At 68.0% G+C, this 21,391-nt stretch carries 18 protein-coding genes; 15 read left to right on the top strand and 3 right to left on the bottom strand.

What is annotated here, in order from left to right; all coding sequences use genetic code 11:
• Positions 1-289: 289 nt before the first annotated feature.
• The gene (locus CAL29_RS00230) at positions 290-1,066 is read left to right on the top strand and encodes a phosphodiesterase (protein WP_256977094.1); all 777 of its coding nucleotides are present in this window, start codon (positions 290-292) and stop codon (positions 1,064-1,066) included.
• 241 nt (positions 1,067-1,307) lie between these two features.
• Here CAL29_RS00230 and rpoH read toward each other — a convergent pair whose 3' ends face one another.
• From rpoH to fghA, 3 genes are all read right to left on the bottom strand, one after another.
• The gene (gene rpoH, locus CAL29_RS00225; protein WP_094851017.1) at positions 1,308-2,192 is read right to left on the bottom strand and encodes an RNA polymerase sigma factor RpoH; all 885 of its coding nucleotides are present in this window, start codon (positions 2,190-2,192) and stop codon (positions 1,308-1,310) included.
• A gap of 174 nt (positions 2,193-2,366) precedes the next feature.
• Positions 2,367-3,053, bottom strand: coding sequence for a hypothetical protein (locus tag CAL29_RS00220; protein ID WP_179283851.1), 687 nt, complete (start codon positions 3,051-3,053; stop codon positions 2,367-2,369).
• Positions 3,054-3,327: 274 nt separating this feature from the next.
• A complete protein-coding gene (gene fghA / locus CAL29_RS00215) occupies positions 3,328-4,179 on the bottom strand; it encodes an S-formylglutathione hydrolase (RefSeq protein ID WP_094851016.1) in 852 nt (283 codons plus the stop codon).
• Between the two features lie 257 nt (positions 4,180-4,436).
• Here fghA and CAL29_RS00210 point away from each other — a divergent pair, with 257 nt between their 5' ends.
• The 14 genes from CAL29_RS00210 to hisC all read left to right on the top strand — a co-directional run bounded on the left by CAL29_RS00210 (position 4,437) and on the right by hisC (position 21,382).
• Positions 4,437-5,153, top strand: coding sequence for a hypothetical protein (locus CAL29_RS00210; protein ID WP_094851015.1), 717 nt, complete (start codon positions 4,437-4,439; stop codon positions 5,151-5,153).
• 260 nt (positions 5,154-5,413) lie between these two features.
• Positions 5,414-10,150 carry a glutamate synthase-related protein gene (locus tag CAL29_RS00205; RefSeq protein ID WP_094851014.1) on the top strand — a complete coding sequence of 1,579 codons (4,737 nt, stop codon included), beginning with the start codon at positions 5,414-5,416 and terminating at the stop codon, positions 10,148-10,150.
• 47 nt (positions 10,151-10,197) lie between these two features.
• Complete coding sequence (locus tag CAL29_RS00200; protein ID WP_094851013.1) at positions 10,198-11,661, top strand: glutamate synthase subunit beta; 1,464 nt, start codon at positions 10,198-10,200, stop codon at positions 11,659-11,661.
• Between the two features lie 584 nt (positions 11,662-12,245).
• Positions 12,246-13,085 (top strand): ABC transporter ATP-binding protein, encoded by an 840-nt coding sequence (locus CAL29_RS00195; RefSeq protein ID WP_094851012.1) that lies wholly within the window; start codon positions 12,246-12,248, stop codon positions 13,083-13,085.
• A complete protein-coding gene (gene mlaE, locus CAL29_RS00190) occupies positions 13,082-13,885 on the top strand; it encodes a lipid asymmetry maintenance ABC transporter permease subunit MlaE (RefSeq protein ID WP_094851011.1) in 804 nt (267 codons plus the stop codon). Before CAL29_RS00195 ends, mlaE begins: the two co-directional genes overlap by 4 nt.
• Positions 13,886-13,947: 62 nt before the next feature.
• Entirely contained in the window at positions 13,948-14,442 is a 495-nt protein-coding gene (gene mlaD / locus CAL29_RS00185) for an outer membrane lipid asymmetry maintenance protein MlaD (protein WP_094851010.1), read from the top strand.
• Between the two features lie 68 nt (positions 14,443-14,510).
• The gene (locus tag CAL29_RS00180) at positions 14,511-15,368 is read left to right on the top strand and encodes an MlaA family lipoprotein (protein WP_094851009.1); all 858 of its coding nucleotides are present in this window, start codon (positions 14,511-14,513) and stop codon (positions 15,366-15,368) included.
• A 58-nt stretch (positions 15,369-15,426) separates the two neighbouring features.
• Positions 15,427-16,056, top strand: coding sequence for an MlaC/ttg2D family ABC transporter substrate-binding protein (locus CAL29_RS00175; protein WP_094851008.1), 630 nt, complete (start codon positions 15,427-15,429; stop codon positions 16,054-16,056).
• Positions 16,057-16,221: 165 nt separating this feature from the next.
• Positions 16,222-17,046, top strand: coding sequence for an ABC transporter ATP-binding protein (locus CAL29_RS00170; RefSeq protein WP_179283850.1), 825 nt, complete (start codon positions 16,222-16,224; stop codon positions 17,044-17,046).
• A complete protein-coding gene (locus CAL29_RS00165; protein WP_094851006.1) occupies positions 17,043-17,855 on the top strand; it encodes an ABC transporter permease in 813 nt (270 codons plus the stop codon). The genes CAL29_RS00170 and CAL29_RS00165 overlap by 4 nt, the downstream gene beginning before the upstream one ends.
• A 5-nt stretch (positions 17,856-17,860) precedes the next feature.
• Positions 17,861-18,103, top strand: a complete 243-nt coding sequence (locus CAL29_RS00160) for a BolA family protein (RefSeq protein WP_094851005.1) — start codon at positions 17,861-17,863, stop codon at positions 18,101-18,103.
• 64 nt (positions 18,104-18,167) lie between these two features.
• Entirely contained in the window at positions 18,168-18,860 is a 693-nt protein-coding gene (hisG, locus tag CAL29_RS00155; protein ID WP_094851004.1) for an ATP phosphoribosyltransferase, read from the top strand.
• A 57-nt stretch (positions 18,861-18,917) separates the two neighbouring features.
• On the top strand, positions 18,918-20,222 hold the full coding sequence (hisD, locus tag CAL29_RS00150) for a histidinol dehydrogenase (RefSeq protein ID WP_094851003.1): 1,305 nt from the start codon (positions 18,918-18,920) through the stop codon (positions 20,220-20,222).
• Positions 20,219-21,382 (top strand): histidinol-phosphate transaminase, encoded by a 1,164-nt coding sequence (gene hisC, locus CAL29_RS00145; RefSeq protein ID WP_094851002.1) that lies wholly within the window; start codon positions 20,219-20,221, stop codon positions 21,380-21,382. Before hisD ends, hisC begins: the two co-directional genes overlap by 4 nt.
• The last annotated feature ends 9 nt before the right edge of the window (positions 21,383-21,391 follow it).

Raw genomic sequence — 21,391 nt, 5'->3', positions numbered from 1 at the left:
TCCCGTTGACCGTAGAGGATAGCGGACTTTGCCGCGCGCTCGCGCTTTACCGCGCATGGCGAGGGGAAATCCGGGGCACTCGGAAGCACTTTTCGTTACCCGAATTGCCGGAAGGAGGATGCCGCGCATGGCTGAATTTCGCTAAGGTGAAGACCGGCGCGCTGTACCGCGCCACCCGTAGAGTTGCCGGAGTCGTACCTTGCCACCAGTCCATCCGCCCGCGAACACCGGCCCCGCGTTCCGGCCATCCTTCCCGGCTCCCGCCGACCGGCCGGTCCTGCTGATTCACTTGAGCGATGCCCACCTTTGCGCGGACGCCGGCCTGATGCTGGGCGTCGATACCGAGGCCAGCCTGCGCGCCGTCGTCGACCAGGCGCATCGCGAGCATGGCGACGCCGACCTGGTGCTGGCCACCGGCGACCTGTCCCAGGACGGCAGCGAAGCCGCCTATCGCCGCTTCGCCCGCATCGTCGGCGAACTGGGCCTGCCGGTGCGCTGCCTGCCCGGCAACCATGACGCGCCCGCGGTCCTGGCGCGCACCCTGGGCCATTGGGCCAAGCCGGTGAGCGACGTGGGCGCCTGGCGGGTGATCGCCTTGAACTCCACGGTGGCCGGTTCGAACGCCGGCCATCTCGACCGCCATCAACTGGAATTGCTGGACACCGCCGCGGCCGCCGCCGGCCCGCGCCCGGTGCTGGTGGCCCTGCATCACAACGCCGTTCCCATGACGCCCGACTGGCACGACACCATGATGCTGGACAATGCCGCCGAGCTGTTCCGCCACCTGGGCCGCTGGCGCAATATCCGCGTCGTGCTCTGGGGCCACGTGCACCAGGAATTCGATCGCCGGCGCGGCAACATGCGGCTGCTGGCGACGCCGTCCACCTGCTTCCAGTTCACCATCCGCGACGGCCGCCATCGCCTGGACGACAGCGCGCCCGGCTACCGCTGGCTCAAGCTGTATCCCGACGGTTCGCTGGCCACCGGCGTGCGGCGGCTGGACGCCCGGGCCTGGGAAGCGATGCTGCAAGGGTGGGCGCAACTGGAAGCGGACCAGGCCGCCTGAGCGAGGGCGGGCCCGCTGCCGGCGCGCCTGCCATGTTTTCGCCGCGCATAAAAAACGGGGCACCGCGATGGTGCCCCGTAAACCACCCGTCTCATAGGGGAGGGGAAAGAGGAGAAGCCGAGACAGGTGAGGGCCGCGATACTGGCATTGCTTCAGCACGCAGCCCGAGTTGGTTAGGCGCCCCGGCGTGGATTAAGTTTCGCCGGAATTATGTTTTTTCCCGGCGGTTTGTATCAACGCGTTACGCCGCCAGGGTGCCGCGCATTTTCTTCAGCGCCGCCGCCTCGATCTGGCGGATGCGTTCGGCCGACACGCCGAACTCGTCGGCCAGCTCATGCAGCGTGGCGCCGCCGTCGTCCTGGAGCCAGCGCGCCTGGATGATGCGGCGCGACCGGTCGTCCAGCTTGTCCAGCGCGCCGTTCAGGCCTTCGCCCTGCATCTGCTCGCGCGCCTTGCGCTCCAGCACGCGGGTCGGTTCCTGCCGGCCCTCGTCGGACAGGTAGGCGATGGGCGCGTAGCTGTCGTCGTCCTCGTCCTGGCTTTCCAGGGAGAGTTCGCGGCCGGACATCCGCACTTCCATCTCGCTGACGTCCTCGCGGCGCACGTTCAGTTCGCGCGCGATGTCGTCGACCTGATGGCTGGCCAGGGTCTTGCCGTCCGGGCGCATGCTGCGCAGGTTGAAGAACAGCTTGCGCTGGGCCTTGGTGGTCGCCACCTTGACCAGGCGCCAGTTCTTCACGATGTATTCGTGGATCTCGGCCTTGATCCAGTGCACGGCGAAGGACACCAGGCGCACGCCGCGCTCGGGATCGAAACGCTTCACGGCCTTCATCAGGCCGACGTTGCCTTCCTGGATCAGGTCCGCGTGCGGCAAGCCGTAGCCCAGGTACTGGCGGGCGACCGAGACCACCAGTCGCAGGTGCGACAGCACGAGTTCACGGGCGGCGTCCAGGTCGTCATGGTCGCGCAGTTTGCGGCCGAGCGAGGTTTCCTGCTCAGCCGTCAGCACCGGCAAACGGTTGACCGCCGAAATGTACGCGTCGATCGTGCCCAGCGCGCCGGGGTTGGCGATGGCCAGCGTCAGCGCGTTTCCGGAGACGGTCAACGAGGAATTTGCTTGTTTCATGGTGATTTTTCTCCAGGAAACCTTATATAGAGTGGACTTGATGTTAGCACTCGAAGTGCATGAGTGCTAATTGGACATGTGCATGAGGGCCATAGTTCCCGCCTAAGCTGCCGGGCCCGTCCCGTCGTGCCGGTGGACGGGCCAGCGGCGGGCGCCGCTGGCGATTCCGGCCGCCTACCAGCCGCGCTGCTTGAGGCCGTCGGCGGTGGCCGGGTCGTCCGGCCGGACGAACAGGGCGCCGCGCGGGTCGAGGAACACGCGGTAGCGGGCGCCGTCGAACATCGGCATGTAGGCGCCGCTGCCGAACTGCACGTCCACGAACGGCAGCCAGTTGGGGAAGCGGTGCTTCAGCGTCCCCAGGTCCGGCGCCGCCGTGCCGCCCAGCGGATAGACCGTGCGCGGCTGCGCCTGCTCGGCGACCGGGTCGTCGTAGCGGCCCGACAGGCGGTCCATGCGGTACAGCGGCGGGACGCCCGCCAGCAGGGCCGGCAACTCCCAGCGCACCACCCGCGCGTCGATCTGCCATTGATCGCCGCGCAACTGGTATTGGCGAGGCTTGGCCTCTCCCTCCAACTGGGCGGTCGCCATGAACTGGCGTTCGCCCTGCTGTTCCAGCCGGACCGTGGCCACCGGCTGGTCGCTGGTCAGGCGGTGGAACTGGTAGAGGGATCCCCCCAACAGCCCCGATACCACCGCCAGCGCCACGATCAGGAGACCGACCAGGCGGCGCACCGGGCGCAACCGGAACTGCTTGCGCCCGGTGGCATCGCGCGGCCCGCCGCGCCCGAAGAACAGGCCGGCGCCGATGAGCAAGGCCACGACGGCCGGACCAAGAATCCACAAGAAAGGAGCTACAGCCAATCAGGCTACCCCCTAAGGCTTTCGACAGATTCAGTATATCGACGCTGTCAACGTTGTGCCGCCCCCGGCCCGCTTCGGATATACACAAGGCGTAACAAGGCCCACCCCCTACCGCGCTTCGCGCGGCCCCCTCAAGGGGGCGGCGCTGGCGGACCGGCAAAGCCGGCTCCGCGGCTCCCCCGATGAGGTGTGCCTCGTGGCAACGGTATGGTCCACCCCCACTGAGCTTCGCACGGCGCCGCCGATGGACCGTGCCCAGAGGGGGCTGCTGCAATTACGCCTGCAGGCGCTGGGCGTGGAAGCGGAGGTGGTCTTCCATGAAGGTGGAGATGAAGTAGTAGCCGTGGTCGTAGCCCTCGTGGCGGCGCAGGTCCAGGGGTTGGCGGGCCTGGATGCAGGCGGTTTCGAAGGCGTCGGGGTGGAGCTGCTCTGCAAGAAAGGCGTCGGCCTGGCCCTGGTCCACCAGGATGCCGCCGGGAAAGGGCGCCTGCGCCTTGCGCATCAGTTCGGTGGCGTCGTAGGCCGCCCAGGCGTCGCGGTCCGGTCCCAGGTAGTTGCCGAAGGCCTTGTGGCCCCAGGGGCACTGGCTGGGGGCGGCGACGGGCGCGAAGGCCGATACCGAACGGAATTTGGCCGGATTGCGCAGTGCCAGCACCAGGGCGCCGTGGCCGCCCATGGAATGGCCGAAGATGCCGGCGCGAGCCGCGTCTCCCGGGAGTTCGCCGGTGACAATGCCATACAACTCCCGGGTCACGTAGCTGTCCATGCGGTAGTGCTTGCTCCAGGGCGCCTGGGTGGCGTCCAGGTAGAAGCCGGCGCCGGTGCCGAAATCCCAGTTGTCGTCCTCGCCGGCGATGCCCGCGCCGCGGGGACTGGTGTCCGGCGCGACCAGCATCAGGCCCAGCTCGGCCGCCACCCGCTGGGCGCCGCCCTTGATCATGAAGGTTTCCTCGGTGCAGGTCAGGCCGGCCAGGTAGAACAGGACCGGAACGCGGCCATGCTCCGCCTGCGGCGGCAGGAAGACGGAGAACCGCATCGGCAGGCCGATCTCGGCCGAGTCATGGCGGAAATAGCGCTGCCAGCCGCCGAAGCAGCGATGCTGGGAAACCAGTTCCAGACCAGCCATGGGGAAACTCCTGTATAGGTATATAGGTAATAAGGTAAGGCACGGAGGCAAGCCGGGCGCCGGATGCAGACATGGCAGCACGGGGCAGGGCGCGGGCGAGGGAAATCTTAACCTGCCGGAATCCGCCGCCGGGGTGCCGCAAGCCCGGGGAGTCGGGTAATCTAGGATGTACTTGCTATTGCACGGCGGTGTTTACGCGGTACCATTTATTGCCACTGCGCTCTTTTGCGCGCCGCATGCTCAAGACCTGAGATCCTATGGCACGCCTGCCCCGACTGTACGCTCCCGGACTGCCTCAACTGGTCCTCGCCAATTTCATCCATCCGCTGGCCGCCCCCTCGCAGCCGGCGCCGGCGGATACCCTGAACCAGGTCGCCACCTGGCTCGGCGAGACCGCCACGCGCAACCGCGTCGCGCTGCATGGATGGGTGCTGGCCAGCGACCGGATACTGCTGCTGGCCACGCCGGTCGACGGCGAGGGCTTGCCCCGCCTGATGCAGACGCTGGGCCGCAACCTGGCGGCGCGCCTGCGCGGCGGCCGCGTCTTCGCGGGCCGCTACCGGTCCGCGCTGGTCGAACCCGGCGCCTGGGTGCTGCCCGCGCTGGTCTGGCTGGAAACCTATCCGGTGCGCAGCGGCGCCACCCACGATGCGGAACTGTGGCCCTGGTCCTCGGCGGCCGGCCACACCGGCACCGCCGCCACCCAGGCCGGCTGGATGTCGGATCACGCGGACTACTGGTCCTGCGGCAACACCCCCTTCGACCGCCAGGCGAACTACCGGCGGCGCCTGCAGGAAGGCTTGTCGCAGGAGCAGATCCAGCGCATCGACCAAGCCGTGCAAGGCCAGTGGGCGCTGGGCGGACCGTCCTTCATCGCCTCCCTCTCCCATACCGCCAGCCGCCGGGTCACGCCGGGCCAGCGCGGACGCCCGCGCAAGAAGCCGGCGGAACCGGTGCCGACCGAAACACCCTGAGACACCGCCTGCCAGGCGAAACCCCAAGAAGACCGGGCCCGTCCCGGTTTTTTATTGGCCATCCGCAGAGGGACGGATCTCGTTTCGATTCAATATGTCCCCGATTTATATGGATGAAACATTTAAAATTATAAATTAGGGACGAACCCTATTTATTCTTCTTGCTGCCGTCGCTGCACCGCAGTATCGTCGCGTCTTGCGCTGCAATCTTGCGGCCGTAGATTCTCTTTATTCAGCAGCCCCACGCCCTGGAGCGCGACATGTCCGTATCCTTGACCTCCCCCTCCTGTCCGCCGGAACAGCCCATCGACGCCTCGCGCATCGGCATGCCCGCGCCGCAGGGCCTGTACCACCCGAACAACGAACATGACGCTTGCGGCGTGGGTTTCGTCGCCCACATCAAGGGGCGCAAGAGCCACGCCATCATCCAGCAGGGCCTGAAGATCCTGGAAAACCTGGACCACCGGGGCGCCGTGGGCGCGGACAAGCTGATGGGCGACGGCGCCGGCATCCTGATCCAGATCCCCGACGCGCTGTACCGCGAAGAAATGGCCCAGCAGGGCGTGGCCCTGCCGCCGCCCGGCGAATACGGCGTGGCCATGGTCTTCCTGCCCAAGGAAACCGCCTCGCGCCTGGCCTGTGAACAGGAACTCGAGCGCGCGGTGCGCGCCGAAGGCCAGGTGGTGCTGGGCTGGCGCGACGTGCCGGTCGACGTGGACATGCCGATGTCGCCCGCCGTGCGCGGCCTGGAGCCGGTGATCCGCCAGTTGTTCATCGGCCGCGGCGCCGACGTGATGGTGCCGGACGCGCTGGAACGCAAGCTCTACGTCATCCGCAAGACCGCCAGCCACGCCATCCAGAATATGCGCCTTGCCCACGGCAAGGAATACTTCGTGCCCTCGGCCTCGGTGCGCACCGTGGTCTACAAGGGCCTGCTGCTGGCCGACCAGGTCGGCCGCTACTACCGCGACCTGGCCGACACCCGCACGATCTCGGCCGTGGCCCTGGTGCACCAGCGCTTCTCGACCAACACCTTCCCCGCCTGGCCGCTGGCCCATCCCTACCGCATGATCGCCCACAACGGCGAAATCAACACGGTCAAGGGCAACTTCAACTGGCTGCGCGCCCGTGAAGGCATGATGCAGTCGGCGGTGCTGGGCGAGGACCTGCCCAAGCTCTATCCCATCGTCTACGAAGGCCAGTCGGATACGGCTACGTTCGACAACTGCCTGGAACTGCTGGTCAACTCCGGCTATTCCCTGGCGCACGCCATGATGATGATGATCCCGGAAGCCTGGGAGCAGCATACGCAGATGGACGAAAGCCGCCGCGCTTTCTACGAATACCACGCCGCCATGATGGAACCGTGGGACGGCCCCGCCGCGGTGGCCTTCACCGACGGCCGCCAGATCGGCGCCACCCTGGACCGCAACGGCCTGCGCCCGGCCCGCTACCTGGTCACCGATGACGACATGGTCATCCTGGCCTCGGAATCCGGCACCCTGCCCATCCCGGAAAACCGCATCGTCAAGAAGTGGCGCCTGCAGCCGGGCAAGATGTTCCTGATCGACCTGGAACAAGGCCGCATCATCGACGACGCCGAGATCAAGTCGCAGCTCTCCAACGCCCGCCCGTACCGCCAGTGGATCGAGCGCCTGCGCGTCAAGCTGGAATCGCTGCCGGCGCCCAAGAGCGCCCCCACGCCGGCCCGCTCCGCGTCCTCGCTGCTGGACCGCCAGCAGGCCTTCGGCTGGACCCAGGAAGACTACAAGTTCATTCTCGAACCCATGGCCACCACCGGCGAGGAAGCCATCGGCTCCATGGGCAACGACGCGCCCCTGGCCGTGCTGTCGAACCGGCCCAAGACCTTCTACAGCTATTTCCGCCAGTTGTTCGCCCAGGTGACCAACCCGCCCATCGACCCCATCCGCGAACAGATGGTGATGTCGCTGGTGTCCTTCATCGGGCCCAAGCCCAACCTGCTGGACATCAACAACGTCAACCCGCCGCTGCGCCTGGAAGTGTCGCAGCCGGTGCTGGACAGCGCCGCCATGGCGCAGATCCGCGACATCGAGCAGGTCACCGGCAAGAAGTTCCGCAGCCAGGAACTGGACATCACCTATCCCGCCGCCTGGGGCCGCGAGGGCATCGAGGCCCGCGTGGCGGCCCTGTGCGCGCGCGCCGTCGACGCGGTGCGCAGCGGCTTCAACATCCTGATCGTGTCCGACCGCCTGGTCGACAACGACCGCGTGGCCATCCCGGCCCTGCTGGCCACCTCGGCGGTGCACCAGCACCTGATCCGCGCCGGCCTGCGCACCAACACCGGCCTGGTGGTGGAAACCGGCTCGGCGCGCGAAGTGCACCATTTCGCCCTGCTGGGCGGCTACGGCGCCGAAGCTATCCACCCCTACCTGGCGCTGGAAGCGCTGGAGCAGATGGCGGATCCGGAAAAGGCCGTCAAGAACTTCATCAAGGCCATCGGCAAGGGCCTGAACAAGGTCATGTCCAAGATGGGCATCTCGACCTACATGTCCTACACCGGCGCGCAGATCTTCGAAGCCGTCGGCCTGCAGTCGACCCTGGTCAACAAGTACTTCACCGGCACCTCCAGCACGGTGGAAGGCATCGGCATCTTCGAGGTGGCCGAGGAAGCCCTGCGCCTGCATCGCGCCGCCTTCAGCAGCGACCCGGTGCTGGCCAACGACCTGGAAGCGGGCGGCGAATACGCCTACCGCGTGCGCGGCGAAGAGCACATGTGGACGCCGGATTCCATCGCCAAGCTGCAGCACGCCACGCGCGCCAACAACTACCGCACCTATAAGGAATACGCGCAGATCATCAACGACCAGAGCCGCCGCCACATGACGCTGCGCGGCCTGTTCGAATTCCGCTTCGATCCCTCCCGCGCCATTCCGCTGGACGAGGTCGAGTCCGCCAAGGACATCGTCAAGCGCTTCGCCACCGGCGCCATGTCGCTGGGCTCGATCTCCACCGAAGCCCACTCGGTGCTGGCGGTGGCGATGAACCGCATCGGCGGCAAGTCCAACACCGGCGAAGGCGGCGAGGACGAACTGCGCTACCGCGGCGAAATGCGCAACGGCGGCAAGAGCATCGTCAAGGACGGCGACACGCTGGCCAGCGTCCTGGGCAAGGACCGCATCGAGGCCGACGTGCCGCTGGCGGCCGGCGATTCGCTGCGCTCCAAGATCAAGCAGGTGGCCTCGGGCCGCTTCGGCGTCAGCGCCGAGTACCTGAGCAGCGCCGACCAGATCCAGATCAAGATGGCCCAGGGCGCCAAGCCCGGCGAGGGCGGCCAGTTGCCCGGCCACAAAGTGTCGGAATACATCGCCAAGCTGCGCTATTCGGTGCCGGGCGTGGGCCTGATCTCGCCCCCGCCGCACCACGACATCTACTCCATCGAAGACCTGGCCCAGTTGATCCACGACCTGAAGAACGTGAACAGCAAGGCCTCGATCTCGGTCAAGCTGGTGTCCGAGGTGGGCGTGGGCACGGTGGCCGCGGGCGTGGCCAAGGCCAAGGCCGACCACGTGGTGATCGCCGGCCATGACGGCGGCACGGGCGCCTCGCCGGTGTCGTCGATCAAGCAGGTCGGCACGCCCTGGGAACTCGGCCTGGCCGAAACCCAGCAGACCCTGGTGCTGAACCGCCTGCGCAGCCGTATCCGCGTGCAGGCCGACGGCCAGATGAAGACCGGCCGCGACGTCGTCATCGGCGCGCTGCTGGGCGCCGACGAATTCGGCTTCGCCACCGCGCCGCTGGTCGTCGAAGGCTGCATCATGATGCGCAAGTGCCACCTGAACACCTGCCCGGTGGGCGTGGCCACCCAGGATCCGGTGCTGCGCGCCAAGTTCCAGGGCAAGCCCGAGCACGTCGTCAACTACTTCTTCTTCATCGCCGAGGAAGTGCGCGAGATCATGGCCCAGTTGGGCATCCGCCGCTTCGACGAGCTGATCGGCCGCGCCGACCTGCTCGACACCCGCGCCGGCATCGACCACTGGAAGGCGGGCGGCCTGGACTTCAGCCGCGTGTTCTACCAGCCGGCCACGGACGGCCCGGTGCGCCAGGTGGAAGAGCAGGATCACGGCCTGGCCGCCGCCCTGGACCACCAGTTGATCGAACGCAGCCGCCCGGCCATCGAGCGCGGCGAAAAGGTGTCCTTCATCGTCCCGGTGCGCAACCGCAACCGCACCATCGGCGCCATGCTGTCGGGCGCGGTGGCCTCGCGCTACGGCCATGAAGGCCTGCCGGACGACACCATCCACATCCAGTGCAACGGCACCGCCGGCCAGAGCTTCGGCGCCTTCCTGGCGCACGGCATCACCATGGACCTGGTGGGCGAAGGCAACGACTACGTCGGCAAGGGCCTGTCGGGCGGCCGCATCATCGTGCGCTCGCCCAACGACTTCCGCGGCTTCGGCCCGGACCACATCATCGTCGGCAACACCGTCATGTACGGCGCGCTGTCGGGCGAAGCCTTCTTCAACGGCGTGGCGGGCGAACGCTTCGCGGTGCGCAACTCCGGCGCGGCCGCGGTGGTGGAAGGCACCGGCGACCACGGCTGCGAATACATGACCGGCGGCACCGTGGTCGTGCTGGGCGCGACCGGCCGCAACTTCGCGGCGGGCATGTCCGGCGGCGTGGCCTACGTCTGGGATCCGGACCGCAGCTTCCGCCACCGTTGCAACCTGTCCATGGTCGAGCTGGACAGCGTCCTGCCGCACAGCGAGCAGGAAGCGCTGAACAACATCGACGTCTGGCACAGCGCGCAGCGCGGCCATGAACGCGAGACCGACGAAACCATCCTGCGCCGCCTGGTGGAAGACCACTTCCGCTACACCGGCAGCTTCCGCGCCCGCGAAATCCTGGGCGACTGGGAAGCCTCGCGCGGCAAGTTCGTCAAGGTCATGCCGACCGACTACAAGCGCGCGCTGGGTGAAATGTGGCGCGCGGCCAACCCGCAGAAGATGGCCGCCTGAGCTACCAGCCGCCCGCACCGCCAACAGGTATAGGACTTAGCACTACCATGGGAAAAATCACCGGCTTTCTGGAATTCCAGCGCCTGAACGAAGCCTACGCCGCGCCCGCCGCGCGCCTGAAGAACTGGCGCGAGTTCGTGCTGCACCTGGACGACGACCAGGCCAAGCAGCAGGCGGCGCGCTGCATGGACTGCGGCATTCCGTTCTGCAACAACGGCTGCCCCGTCAACAACATCATCCCGGACTGGAACGACCTGGTGTACCGGCAGCAATGGCGCAAGGCGCTGGACGTGCTGCACTCCACCAACAACTTCCCCGAGTTCACCGGCCGCATCTGCCCGGCGCCCTGCGAGGCCGCCTGTACGTTGAACATCAACAACGACGCGGTGGGCATCAAGTCGATCGAGCACGCCATCATCGACAAGGGCTGGGAAGAAGGCTGGGTGGCGCCGCAGCCGCCCTCGCGCAAGACCGGCAAGAAGGTCGCGGTGGTCGGCTCCGGCCCGGCCGGACTGGCTTGCGCCCAGCAACTGGCGCGCGCCGGCCATGCCGTGACGCTCTTCGAGAAGAGCGACCGCATCGGCGGCCTGCTGCGCTACGGCATCCCTGACTTCAAGCTGGAGAAGTCGCAGATCGACCGCCGCATCTCGCAGATGGAAGCCGAAGGCGTGGAGTTCTGCCCGTCGACCTACATCGGCGACGCCGCCGACGCCGCCGACGGCCTGACCACCCGCACCCCGGCCTCGCTGAAAGAGGAATTCGACGCCGTGGTCATGACCGGCGGCTCGGAAACGCCGCGCGACCTGCCGGTGCCCGGCCGCGAGCTGCAGGGCGTCTACTTCGCCATGGACTTCCTGCGCCAGCAGAACAAGGCCGTGGCGGGCGACCGCCTGACCGGCCAGACCCTGGCCAAGGGCAAGCACGTCATCGTCATCGGCGGCGGCGACACCGGTTCGGATTGCGTGGGCACCAGCAACCGCCACGGCGCCGCCTCGGTCACCCAGTTCGAGCTGCTGCCGCAGCCGCCCGAATCCGAGAACAAGCCGATGACCTGGCCTTACTGGCCGGTCAAGCTGCGCACCTCGTCCTCGCACGAGGAAGGCTGCGAGCGCGACTGGGCCGTCACCACCAAGTCGCTCAAGGGCGAGAACGGCGTGGTCAAGAAGCTGGTGGCCGCGCGCGTCGAGTGGATCAAGGACGAAGCCACCGGCCAGATGAAGATGCAGGAAGTCGAGGGTTCGGAATTCGAGTTGAAGGCCGACCTGGTCCTGCTGGCCATGGGCTTCGTGTCGCCGGTCCAGAAGGTGCTGGACGCCTTCGGCGTCGAGCGCGACCCGCGCGGCAATGTGCGTGCCAACACGGACGACTACCGCACCAGCGTGGACAAGGTCTTCGCCGCCGGCGATATGCGCCGCGGCCAGTCGCTGGTGGTCTGGGCAATCCGCGAAGGCCGCCAGTGCGCCCGCGCCGTCGATGCCTTCCTGATGGGCGAAAGCGACCTGCCGCGCTGAGGAGGGCCCACCCCCTACCGCGCTACGCGCGGCCCCCTCAAGGGGGCGGCGTTGGCGGACCGGCAAAGCCGGCTCCGCTACGCCCTGGATGGGCACCGAGACTTGCGCCCGGCCTTTTTTTCGCCGCCGGGCCGCCAAGGGAGGCCCACCCCCTACCCGCTTCGCGGGCCCCCTCAAAGGGGGGCGACACTCGCGGACCGGGGGACCCGGCTCCGCGGTGTCTTCGCCCACATGAAAAAAGCGCCATGAAAAGACGCCGCCGCGCGATCCGTTTCGACGCTGTGGCGGACAAGTGTTTTCCATGTTCCTGCACATCTGCCGCCATGAAGCAGCAGGATGTGTCGCGGGCGTAGCTCCTGCTCATGCAAATTCGCTAAAAATCACCGAATTTATCCACAATTAGGCGAGATTTTGGCTGGAGTTGGGGTTTAATGCTGCCAGCCCGGCCGGCCCGTCCTTTCCGTGTGGAAACGGCGGGCCGGCCGGACTCTCCGGGCAGGCCGGGAGCGCCCCTCCTGCTCAGGCGATACAATGTGCGGTCCAGTTTCGGGGGACGGCATGCGTCGTCCACTGCTATCACCCCTATGCCCGATTTACCTGACAACCATACCGACGCTGCGCTGCAATTCGACGACGTTTCCCTGGGATACGGCGAATTCACCGTCCTTAGCGGCATTACCCTGACGGTGGCGCCGGGGCAGGTGGTGGCCATCATGGGCGGCTCCGGCTCGGGCAAGACCACCATGCTGCGCGCCGCCACCGGCCAGTTGCTGGCCCGCGCCGGCACGGTGCGCGCCTTCGGCCAGGACCTGGCCCGGGCCACGCCCGCGCAACTGCAGGACCTGCGCAAGCGCATGGGCGTGCTGTTCCAGCAGGGCGCGCTGTTCACCGACCTCAACGTCTTCGAAAACGTCGCCTTTCCCCTGCGCGAGCACACCCGCCTGGCCGAAGGCGAGATCGTCGCGCGCGTGCTGGACAAGCTCCAGGCCGTGGGGCTGCGCGCGGCGGCGCACCTGAAGGTCGCCGAGATTTCCGGCGGCATGGCGCGCCGCGTGGCCCTGGCGCGCGCCGTGGTGCTGGAGCCGGAGCTCATCCTTTACGACGAGCCCTTCGCCGGCCTGGATCCGATTTCCATGGGCATCACCGCCCGCCTGATCCGCGACCTGGCCGACCGCCTGGGCTGCGCCTCTGTGCTGATCACCCACGACGTGCAGGAATCCTTCGCCATCGCCGACCGCGTCTACCTGGTCGGCCAGGGCCGCCTGGCGGCCGCCGGCACGCCGCAGGAACTGAAGGCCTCGCAGGATCCCTACGTGCGCCAGTTCCTCGACGGGGCACCCGACGGCCCGGTCGCCTTCCACTATCCCGAGACCCCGGCCTTCGCGCGCTGGCTGGCGCGCCAGCAGCAGGGGAGCAAGCCATGACGGACAGCAGCATAACGAGCCGGCCCGGTCCCATTTCCCGCCTGGGCGGCTGGGTGCGCGGCACGATCCAGGGCCTCGGCTACTTCACCCGCTTCTTCCTGGCGCTGCTGGGCCGCAGCGGCATCGCGCTGCGGCGGCCGCGCCTGGTCTCGCAGCAAATCCACTTCATCGGCAACTATTCCCTGCTGATCATCGCCGTTTCCGGCATGTTCGTCGGCTTCGTGCTGGGCCTGCAGGGCTATTACACGCTGCGGCGCTACGGCTCCGAGGAGTCGCTGGGCCTGCTGGTGGCCCTGTCGCTGGTGCGAGAATTGGGACCGGTGGTGACCGCCCTCCTGTTCGCCGGGCGCGCGGGCACGTCGTTGACGGCGGAAATCGGCCTGATGAAGGCCGGCGAGCAATTGTCGGCCATGGAAGTCATGGCGGTGGACCCCATGCGCCGGGTGCTGGTGCCCCGCCTGTGGGGCGGCATCATCGCCATGCCGGTGCTGGCCGCGGTATTTTCCATGGTGGGCATCCTGGGCGGCTGGGCCGTCGGCGTGATGCTGATCGGCGTCGACGCCGGCGCCTTCTGGTCGCAGATGCAAGGCGGCGTGGACGTATGGAGCGACGTCGCCAACGGCGTGATCAAGAGCGTGGTGTTCGGCATCACGGTCACGCTGGTGGCGCTTTACGAAGGCTGGCAGGCCAGGCCGACGCCGGAAGGCGTGGCGCGCGCCACCACCCGCACCGTGGTGGTGGGATCGCTCGCCGTGCTGGGCATCGACTTCCTGCTGACCGCGCTGATGTTCGGCAGTTGACCGCGCCGGCGCTGCAACGATTCAACCCTGCTGATTGATACGCACTCCTGACACGGATACTTATGTCACGCGAAAAAACCGATTTCTGGGTAGGCCTGTTCGTGCTGCTGGGAGCCGCCGCCCTGGTGTTCCTGGCCCTGCGCGCCGGCAACCTCAGCTCCTTCTCCTTTGCCCCGACCTATCGCGTCACCGCCAATTTCGACAACATCGGCGGCCTGAAGGAAAGGGCGGCGGTCAAGAGCGCCGGCGTGGTGGTCGGCCGCGTTTCCGGCATCTCGTTCGACGACAAGACCTTCCAGGCCGTCGTCACGCTGGAGCTGGACAGCCGCTTCAAGTTTCCCAAGGACTCCTCGGTCGCCATCCTGACCTCCGGCCTGCTGGGCGAGCAATACGTGGGCGTCACCGCCGGCACCGAGGAAGAGAATTTTGCCGATGGCGGCAAAATCCGCTATACACAAAGCGCCGTCGTGCTGGAGAACCTGATCAGCCAGTTCCTTTATGGAACGGCCGAGAAGCAGGGCTCGGCGCCGGCCGGGGATGGGGCCCCAAAAAACTAGCACTTCCGCGGCGCCGGCTGTCCCTGACGCGGCGTCTTCTCCGAGAAGCCTGGATATAAAGCAACAATATGAACAAATCGACTTTCCTCCGGACCGGTTTTCCCCGGGCCGCTTTCTCCCGGACCGGTTTCTTGCGCGGCGCGTCGCTGGCCGCGGCCGGACTGACCCTGGCGGGCTGCGCGTCCGTGCAGCACCCCGATCCGCGCGACCCGTGGGAAGGCTTCAACCGCGGCGTGTATTCGTTCAACGACGCCGTCGACCGCAACTTCCTGCGCCCGATCTCCGTCGGCTATACCTACGTCACGCCGCAGCCGGTGCGCACCTGCGTGCACAACATGTTCAATAACGTCGCCGACGTCTGGGCGGCCGCCAACAGCATGTTGCAGGGCCGCGGCCTGGACGCCATCAACACGGTGGGCCGCTTCCTGTTCAACACCACCCTGGGCGTGGGCGGCTGCATCGACGTCGCCACCGCCAACGGCCAGCCGCGCATTCCCAACGACTTCGGCACGACCCTGGGCGTCTGGGGCTTCCCGCAGGGCCCCTACCTGGTGCTGCCGCTCTGGGGCTCCAGCTCGGTGCGCGACGGCGTCGGCCTGGCCGGCGATTTCGTCGGCAACAGCTACACCAGCGTCGGCGCCATCGACAACGTGCGGGTGCGCAACTCGCTCTACGGCCTGCAGATCGTCGACCGCCGCGCCAGCCTGCTGGACGCCACCGACATGGTCGACCGCATCGCCCTGGATCCCTACAGTTTCGTGCGCGACGCCTACCTGCAACGCCGCAACGCCATGGTGCTGGGCCAGAAGGGACGGGATGAGCTGCCCGACTACGATGACGACGCGCCGGACGCCAAGTCCAACCCGCCCACCGTTCCCGCGCCGGGCGCCAACCAGTCGGGCACCGTCGCGCCGGCCAAACGCTAATCCGGGCGGCACGCCGTTTGCGCGTGCCGCCGTCACCCTGTTTCAGTAAGGAGTCTCCATGCGGTTTCCCGCCATTTCCCTGTTGCAACGCCTGGCCCTGGTCGGCCTGCTCGGCCTGGGCGCCGCCCAAGTCGCACGCGCGCAGCCGGACAGCCACGCCGCGCCCGACAAGTTCGTCCAGCAGGTCGCCGACGAAACGCTCAATGCCCTGAAAGCGGGCGGCGGCGTGAAGCCCGGCGACGTCGCGCGGGTGAACCAGGTGGTGATGCAGCACATCCTGCCTTACGTCGATTTCGAGAAAACCACCCGCCTGAGCGCCGGCCACTATTGGCGCCAGGCCACGCCGGAGCAGCAAAAGGCCCTGGCCGAGGCCTTCCGCGGCACCCTGGTGCGCACCTATGCCGGCGCCCTGACCCGCGTGGACGCCCAGACCACCTCCAAGACCCTGCCGTTCCGCGGCGACGCCAACGCCGACGACGTGGTGGTGCGCACCGCCATCAGCCAGTCCAACGGCCAGAACACCAGCCTCGACTACCGCCTGGAAAAGACCGCCAGCGGCTGGAAGATCTATGACCTGAACGTGGAAAACATCTGGCTGATCCAGAACTACCGCAACCAGTTCGCGCAGCAGATCAACCAGGGCGGCATCGACGGCCTGATCAAGGCCTTGAACCAGCGCAATCAGTAACAGTCCGCGGTCCCGGGGCGACGCCGCCTCGGGGCATGGCTGCCCAGGCCCGGGGCCGGGCAGCCGGAAAGGGCGCGCCATGACCCCGCGCGCCGCCCGGGCATCCCGGGTAGCGGCGACCGTATAATGCGGGATTCGCTCTTTTACGGGCCCCCTGGTCGTCCCATGTCCGCCGTTTGTCTCGAAAACGTCTCGAAAATCTACGCCCCGCGCAGTCCCGGATGGAAAAAATGGCTGGGCCAGCCCGCCAAACCGGGTTTCCAGGCCCTGCGCAACGTCAGCCTGAACATCGAGCACGGTGAGTTCTTCGGCCTGCTGGGCCCCAACGGGGCCGGCAAGACCACCATGATTTCCATCCTGGCCGGCCTGGCCCGCGCCACCAGCGGCCGCGCCAGCGTCTGTGGCCACGACGTGGTCGGCGACTACCGCATCGCCCGCCGCTCGCTGGGCGTGGTGCCGCAGGAACTGGTCTACGACCCCTTTTTCACGGTGCGCGAGACCCTGCGCATCCAGTCCGGCTACTTCGGCCTGCGCCGCAACGACGACTGGATCGACGAAATCCTCTTCAACCTGGGCCTGGCCGACAAGGCCGACACCAATATGCGCGCGCTCTCGGGCGGCATGAAGCGGCGCGTGCTGGTCGCCCAGGCGCTGGTGCACCGGCCGCCGGTCATCGTGCTGGACGAGCCCACCGCCGGCGTGGACGTCGATCTGCGCCGCACGCTGTGGGAGTTCATCGTCCGCCTGAACAAGGCCGGCCACACCATCATGCTGACCACGCATTACCTGGAAGAAGCCGAGACGCTGTGCAACCGCATCGCCATGCTCAAGGGCGGCCGCATCGTCGCGCTGGACACCACGCAGGCGCTGCTGGCCCGCGTCGGCGGCGTCGACCTGGAAGACGCCTTCGTGCGCATCATGCACGGCGAGGACGGCGCCTACGACGAGGAACGGGACGAGGACAGCCGCCTGACGGAGGTGGTCTCGTGACGCCGCCCATCGAACCGCGCGCGCTGCCCCTGGTGGCGCCCGACCTGAACGCCGGCTCCGGCTTCCCCACGCTGCTGCGCAAGGAGTTGATGCGCTTCTGGAAGGTCAGCTTCCAGACCATCGCCGCGCCCGTCATCACCGCCCTGCTGTACCTGGTGGTCTTCGCGCAGGTCCTGCAGGACAAGGTCCACGTGTACGGCACGGTGGCGTACACCTCGTTCCTGATCCCGGGCCTGATGATGATGAGCATGCTGCAGAATGCCTTCGCCAATCCCTCGTCATCGCTGATACAGAGCCGCATCACGGGCAACCTGGTGTTCATCCTGCTGCCGCCGCTGTCGTACCGCGACCTTTTCCTGGCCTACGTGCTGGCCGCCATCGTGCGCGGCATCGCGGTGGGCCTGTGCGTCTGGATCGTGGCGCTGTTCTTCATCCCGCTGCACCCGGCCCATCCGCTATGGGTGCTGGCCTTCGCCTTCCTGGCCTGCGGCATCATGGGCAGCCTGGGCCTGGTGGCCGGCCTGTACTCGGAGAAATTCGATCAGTTGGCGGCCTTCCAGAATTTCCTCATCATGCCGGCAACCTTCCTGTCCGGCGTGTTCTACTCCATCCATACGCTGCCGGCCTTCTGGCAAGGCGTTTCGCACTGGAACCCGCTGTTCTACACCATCGACGGTTTCCGCTACGGCTTCTTCTCGGTTTCCGACGTGTCGCCCTGGCGCAGCCTGGCGGTGGTGGGGGTGGTGTTCCTGGCGCTGGCCGCCCACGCGCTGCGCCTGCTGGCCAGCGGCTACAAACTCCGGAATTGAAGACCATGCTTCCCACTCCCGAACAAGTCCGACAATACATACTCGACGGCCTGTCCTGTGAGCATATCGACGTGCAGGGCGACGGTTCGCATTTCGACGCCGTCATCGTCAGCGCGGCCTTCGAGGGCAAGCGGCCCATCGCCCGCCATCAATTGGTGTACGCCGCCCTGGGCGACCGCATGAAGGCCGAGATCCACGCCCTGTCCATGCGCACCCTGACCCCGGCGGAATACGAGGCGGGACGCTGATGCGCCCCGGCGCCGCGCTCCCCATGGAAGCCCGAGACGAGACCCGATACGGCAAGGAAAACGCATGAGCACCATTCCCCAGAACGGCCGCCTGGACGCGCCGCTGACGCTGGCCCTGTCCAAGGGACGCATTTTCGAGGAAACCCTGCCGCTGCTGGCCGAGGCCGGCATCGAAGTCGCGGAGAATCCCGAGAATTCCCGCAAGCTGATCATCCCGACCAGCGATCCCGGCCTGCGCCTGATCATCGTGCGCGCGTCGGACGTGCCGACCTACGTGCAATACGGCGCCGCCGACCTGGGCATCGCCGGCAAGGACGTGCTGATCGAGCATTCCGCCGAGCATCCGGGCGGGCTGTACCAGCCCATCGACCTGAACATCGCCAAGTGCCGCCTGTGCGTGGCCGTGCCCACCGGCTTCGACTACCAGAAGGCCGTGCACCAGGGCGCGCGCCTGCGCGTGGCCACCAAGTACGTGACGGCGGCGCGCGAGCACTTCGCCGCCAAGGGCATGCACGTGGACCTGATCAAGCTGTACGGGTCCATGGAGCTGGCGCCGCTGGTGGGCCTGGCCGACGCCATCGTCGACCTGGTGTCCTCGGGCGGCACGCTGCGCGCCAACAACCTGGTCGCGGTCGAGGACATCATGCACATCTCCTCGCGCCTGGTGGTCAACCAGGCCGCGCTGAAGACGCGCGGCGACCGCCTGCAGCCGCTGCTCGACGCCTTCCAGAAAGCCAGCGCGCCGCGTATGGCATGATGATTTCTTTTAAGCCAGGAACGCGCCCGCCGGCCGGCCCTGGTATGGGATAGAACCATGGCACTGATCAACCGCCTTGACGCCCGCGACGCGGGCTTCGCCTCCGCCCTGCGCAACCTGCTGGCCTTCGAGGCCGCGCAGGACGAATCGATCGACCGCGCCGCCGCCGACATCCTCCATGCCGTGCGCACGCGCGGCGACGACGCCCTGCTGGAATACACCCGCCGCTTCGACCGCGTGCAGGCCGACAGCGTCGCCGCCCTGGAAATCCCCAAGGATAGCTGGCATGCCGCCCTGGCGTCGCTGCCGGCCGGCCAGCGCCAGGCCCTGGAAGCGGCCGCCGCCCGCGTGCGCGCCTACCACGAGCGCCAGCGCGGCGAGACCTGGACCTATACCGAGGCCGACGGCACCGTGCTGGGCCAGAAGATCACCCCGCTGGACCGCGTCGGCCTGTACGTGCCGGGCGGCAAGGCGGCCTATCCGTCCTCGGTGCTCATGAACGCGATCCCCGCCAAGGTCGCCGGCGTGCCGGAACTGATCATGGTGACGCCGACGCCGGACGGCGTGCGCAACCCCATGGTGCTGGCCGCCGCCGCCATCGCCGGCGTCGACCGCGCCTACGCCATCGGCGGCGCCCAGGCGGTGGGTGCGCTGGCCTACGGAACGGAGGTCATCCCGCAGGTCGACAAGGTCGTCGGTCCCGGCAACGCCTACGTGGCCGCCGCCAAGCGGCGCGTCTACGGCACCGTGGGCATCGACATGATCGCCGGCCCCAGCGAGATCCTCATCATCTGCGACGGCCAGACGCCGGCCGACTGGATCGCCATGGACCTGTTCTCGCAGGCCGAGCACGACGAGCTGGCGCAGGCCATCCTGCTGTGCCCGGACGCCGCCTACCTGGACCAGGTGGCCGCCGCCATCGAACGACTGCTGCCGACCATGCCGCGCGCCGACATCCTGCGCACCAGCCTGGCCAACCGCGGCGCCCTGATCCACGTGCGCGACCTGGAAGAAGCCTGCGCCATCGCCAACGACATCGCGCCGGAACACCTGGAGATCTCCACGGCCGATCCGGAGAAATGGGCGGACCGCATCCGCCACGCCGGCGCCATCTTCATGGGCCGCTACAGCTCGGAATCGCTGGGCGACTACTGTGCCGGGCCCAACCACGTGCTGCCGACCTCGCGCACGGCGCGTTTCTCCTCGCCGCTGGGCGTCTACGACTTCCAGAAGCGTTCCAGCCTGATCCAGGTTTCGCGGGAAGGCGCCCAGACGCTGGGCCGCATCGCCGCCGAGCTGGCCTACGGCGAAGGGCTGCAGGCGCACGCCGGCAGCGCCGAATACCGGCTCGACCCGAAATGAACGGCGATCCGCGCGGCGCCGCGCCGGCCGCGGCCGTTACCCGGCCCGGGGACCAGGCGGCCGGCCGCGCGGCGGCCACCGTGCGCCGCGACATCCAGGCCCTGGCCGCCTATTCCGTCGGCCATGCCGAGGGCGGCATCAAGCTCGACGCCATGGAGAACCCGTACGACCTGCCGGAGGCGGTGCGCGACGCCGTCGCCGCCGCCGTGCGGGCCACGGCGCTGAACCGCTACCCCGCCGACCCCGCGGCCCTGCGCCAGGCGGTGCGGCAGGCCTTCGACGTGCCGGCCGGCGCCGGGCTGCTGTTCGGCAACGGTTCGGACGAGCTGATCCACCTGATCGTGCAGGCCTGCTGCGAGCCGGGCGACGTGGTGCTGGCGCCCGCGCCGTCCTTCGTCATCTTCGAGATGGCGGCGCGCTACAACCACGCGCGCTACGTCGGCGTGCCCCTGACCGCCGGCCTGGAGCTGGACCTGCCCGCCATGCTGGCGGCCATCGCCGCGCACCGGCCCAAGGTCATTTTCCTGGCCCTGCCCAACAATCCCACGGGCGGCCTGTGGCCGGCCGCGGACGTGCAGGCCATCCTCGACGCGGCGCCGGGCCTGGTGGTCATCGACGAGGCCTACCAGCCCTTCGCCGACCATACCTGGATGCCGCGCGCGGCCACGCTGCCCAACGCGGTGGTGCTGCGCACCGTCTCCAAACTGGGCCTGGCCGGCCTGCGTTTCGGCTACCTGGCCGGCCCGCCCGCCTGGATAGGCGAATTCGACAAGGTGCGGCCGCCCTACAACGTGGACGTGCTGACCGAAGCCGTGCTGCTGGCGGTGCTGCGCCACAAGGACGTGCTGGACGGCCAGGCGGCGCGGCTGCGCGCCGACCGGGAGCCGCTGGCGCGCGCCCTGGCCGAACTGCCGGGCGCCACGGTCCATCCGTCCGCCGCCAACTTCCTGCTGGTCAGGTTTTCCGGGGAGTTAGGGGCGGATGCCGTGCACCAGGCGCTGAAATCGCGCAAAATATGGGTTCGTGCCTTCGGCGACGGCGACGCTTTGCTCAAGAACTGTCTGCGCATCTCCATCGGCACCCCCGCGGAAAACGCGGCGCTGCTGGCGGCATTGCGGGAAATCCTTGGCCGCGCCCCGGCGCGCGCTTCCGCCGCATGACCCGTCCCG

The sequence above is a fragment of the Bordetella genomosp. 10 genome, assembly GCF_002261225.1.
Classification (GTDB): domain Bacteria; phylum Pseudomonadota; class Gammaproteobacteria; order Burkholderiales; family Burkholderiaceae_B; genus Bordetella_C.
The sequence above is the reverse complement of the archived record's forward strand: the minus strand, read 5'-3'. Positions and strand labels throughout refer to the sequence as shown.

Excerpts from the sequence above, each read along its gene's own strand:
- rpoH (WP_094851017.1), bottom strand. The coding sequence starts at position 2,192 with ATGAAACAAGCAAATTCCTCGTTGACCGTCTCCGGAAACGCGCTGACG.
- fghA (WP_094851016.1), bottom strand. The coding sequence starts at position 4,179 with ATGGCTGGTCTGGAACTGGTTTCCCAGCATCGCTGCTTCGGCGGCTGG.
- CAL29_RS00210 (WP_094851015.1), top strand. The coding sequence starts at position 4,437 with ATGGCACGCCTGCCCCGACTGTACGCTCCCGGACTGCCTCAACTGGTC.
- CAL29_RS00205 (WP_094851014.1), top strand. The coding sequence starts at position 5,414 with ATGTCCGTATCCTTGACCTCCCCCTCCTGTCCGCCGGAACAGCCCATC.
- CAL29_RS00200 (WP_094851013.1), top strand. The coding sequence starts at position 10,198 with ATGGGAAAAATCACCGGCTTTCTGGAATTCCAGCGCCTGAACGAAGCC.
- CAL29_RS00195 (WP_094851012.1), top strand. The coding sequence starts at position 12,246 with ATGCCCGATTTACCTGACAACCATACCGACGCTGCGCTGCAATTCGAC.
- mlaE (WP_094851011.1), top strand. The coding sequence starts at position 13,082 with ATGACGGACAGCAGCATAACGAGCCGGCCCGGTCCCATTTCCCGCCTG.
- mlaD (WP_094851010.1), top strand. The coding sequence starts at position 13,948 with ATGTCACGCGAAAAAACCGATTTCTGGGTAGGCCTGTTCGTGCTGCTG.
- CAL29_RS00180 (WP_094851009.1), top strand. The coding sequence starts at position 14,511 with ATGAACAAATCGACTTTCCTCCGGACCGGTTTTCCCCGGGCCGCTTTC.
- CAL29_RS00175 (WP_094851008.1), top strand. The coding sequence starts at position 15,427 with ATGCGGTTTCCCGCCATTTCCCTGTTGCAACGCCTGGCCCTGGTCGGC.
- CAL29_RS00170 (WP_179283850.1), top strand. The coding sequence starts at position 16,222 with ATGTCCGCCGTTTGTCTCGAAAACGTCTCGAAAATCTACGCCCCGCGC.
- CAL29_RS00160 (WP_094851005.1), top strand. The coding sequence starts at position 17,861 with ATGCTTCCCACTCCCGAACAAGTCCGACAATACATACTCGACGGCCTG.
- hisG (WP_094851004.1), top strand. The coding sequence starts at position 18,168 with ATGAGCACCATTCCCCAGAACGGCCGCCTGGACGCGCCGCTGACGCTG.
- hisD (WP_094851003.1), top strand. The coding sequence starts at position 18,918 with ATGGCACTGATCAACCGCCTTGACGCCCGCGACGCGGGCTTCGCCTCC.
- hisC (WP_094851002.1), top strand. The coding sequence starts at position 20,219 with ATGAACGGCGATCCGCGCGGCGCCGCGCCGGCCGCGGCCGTTACCCGG.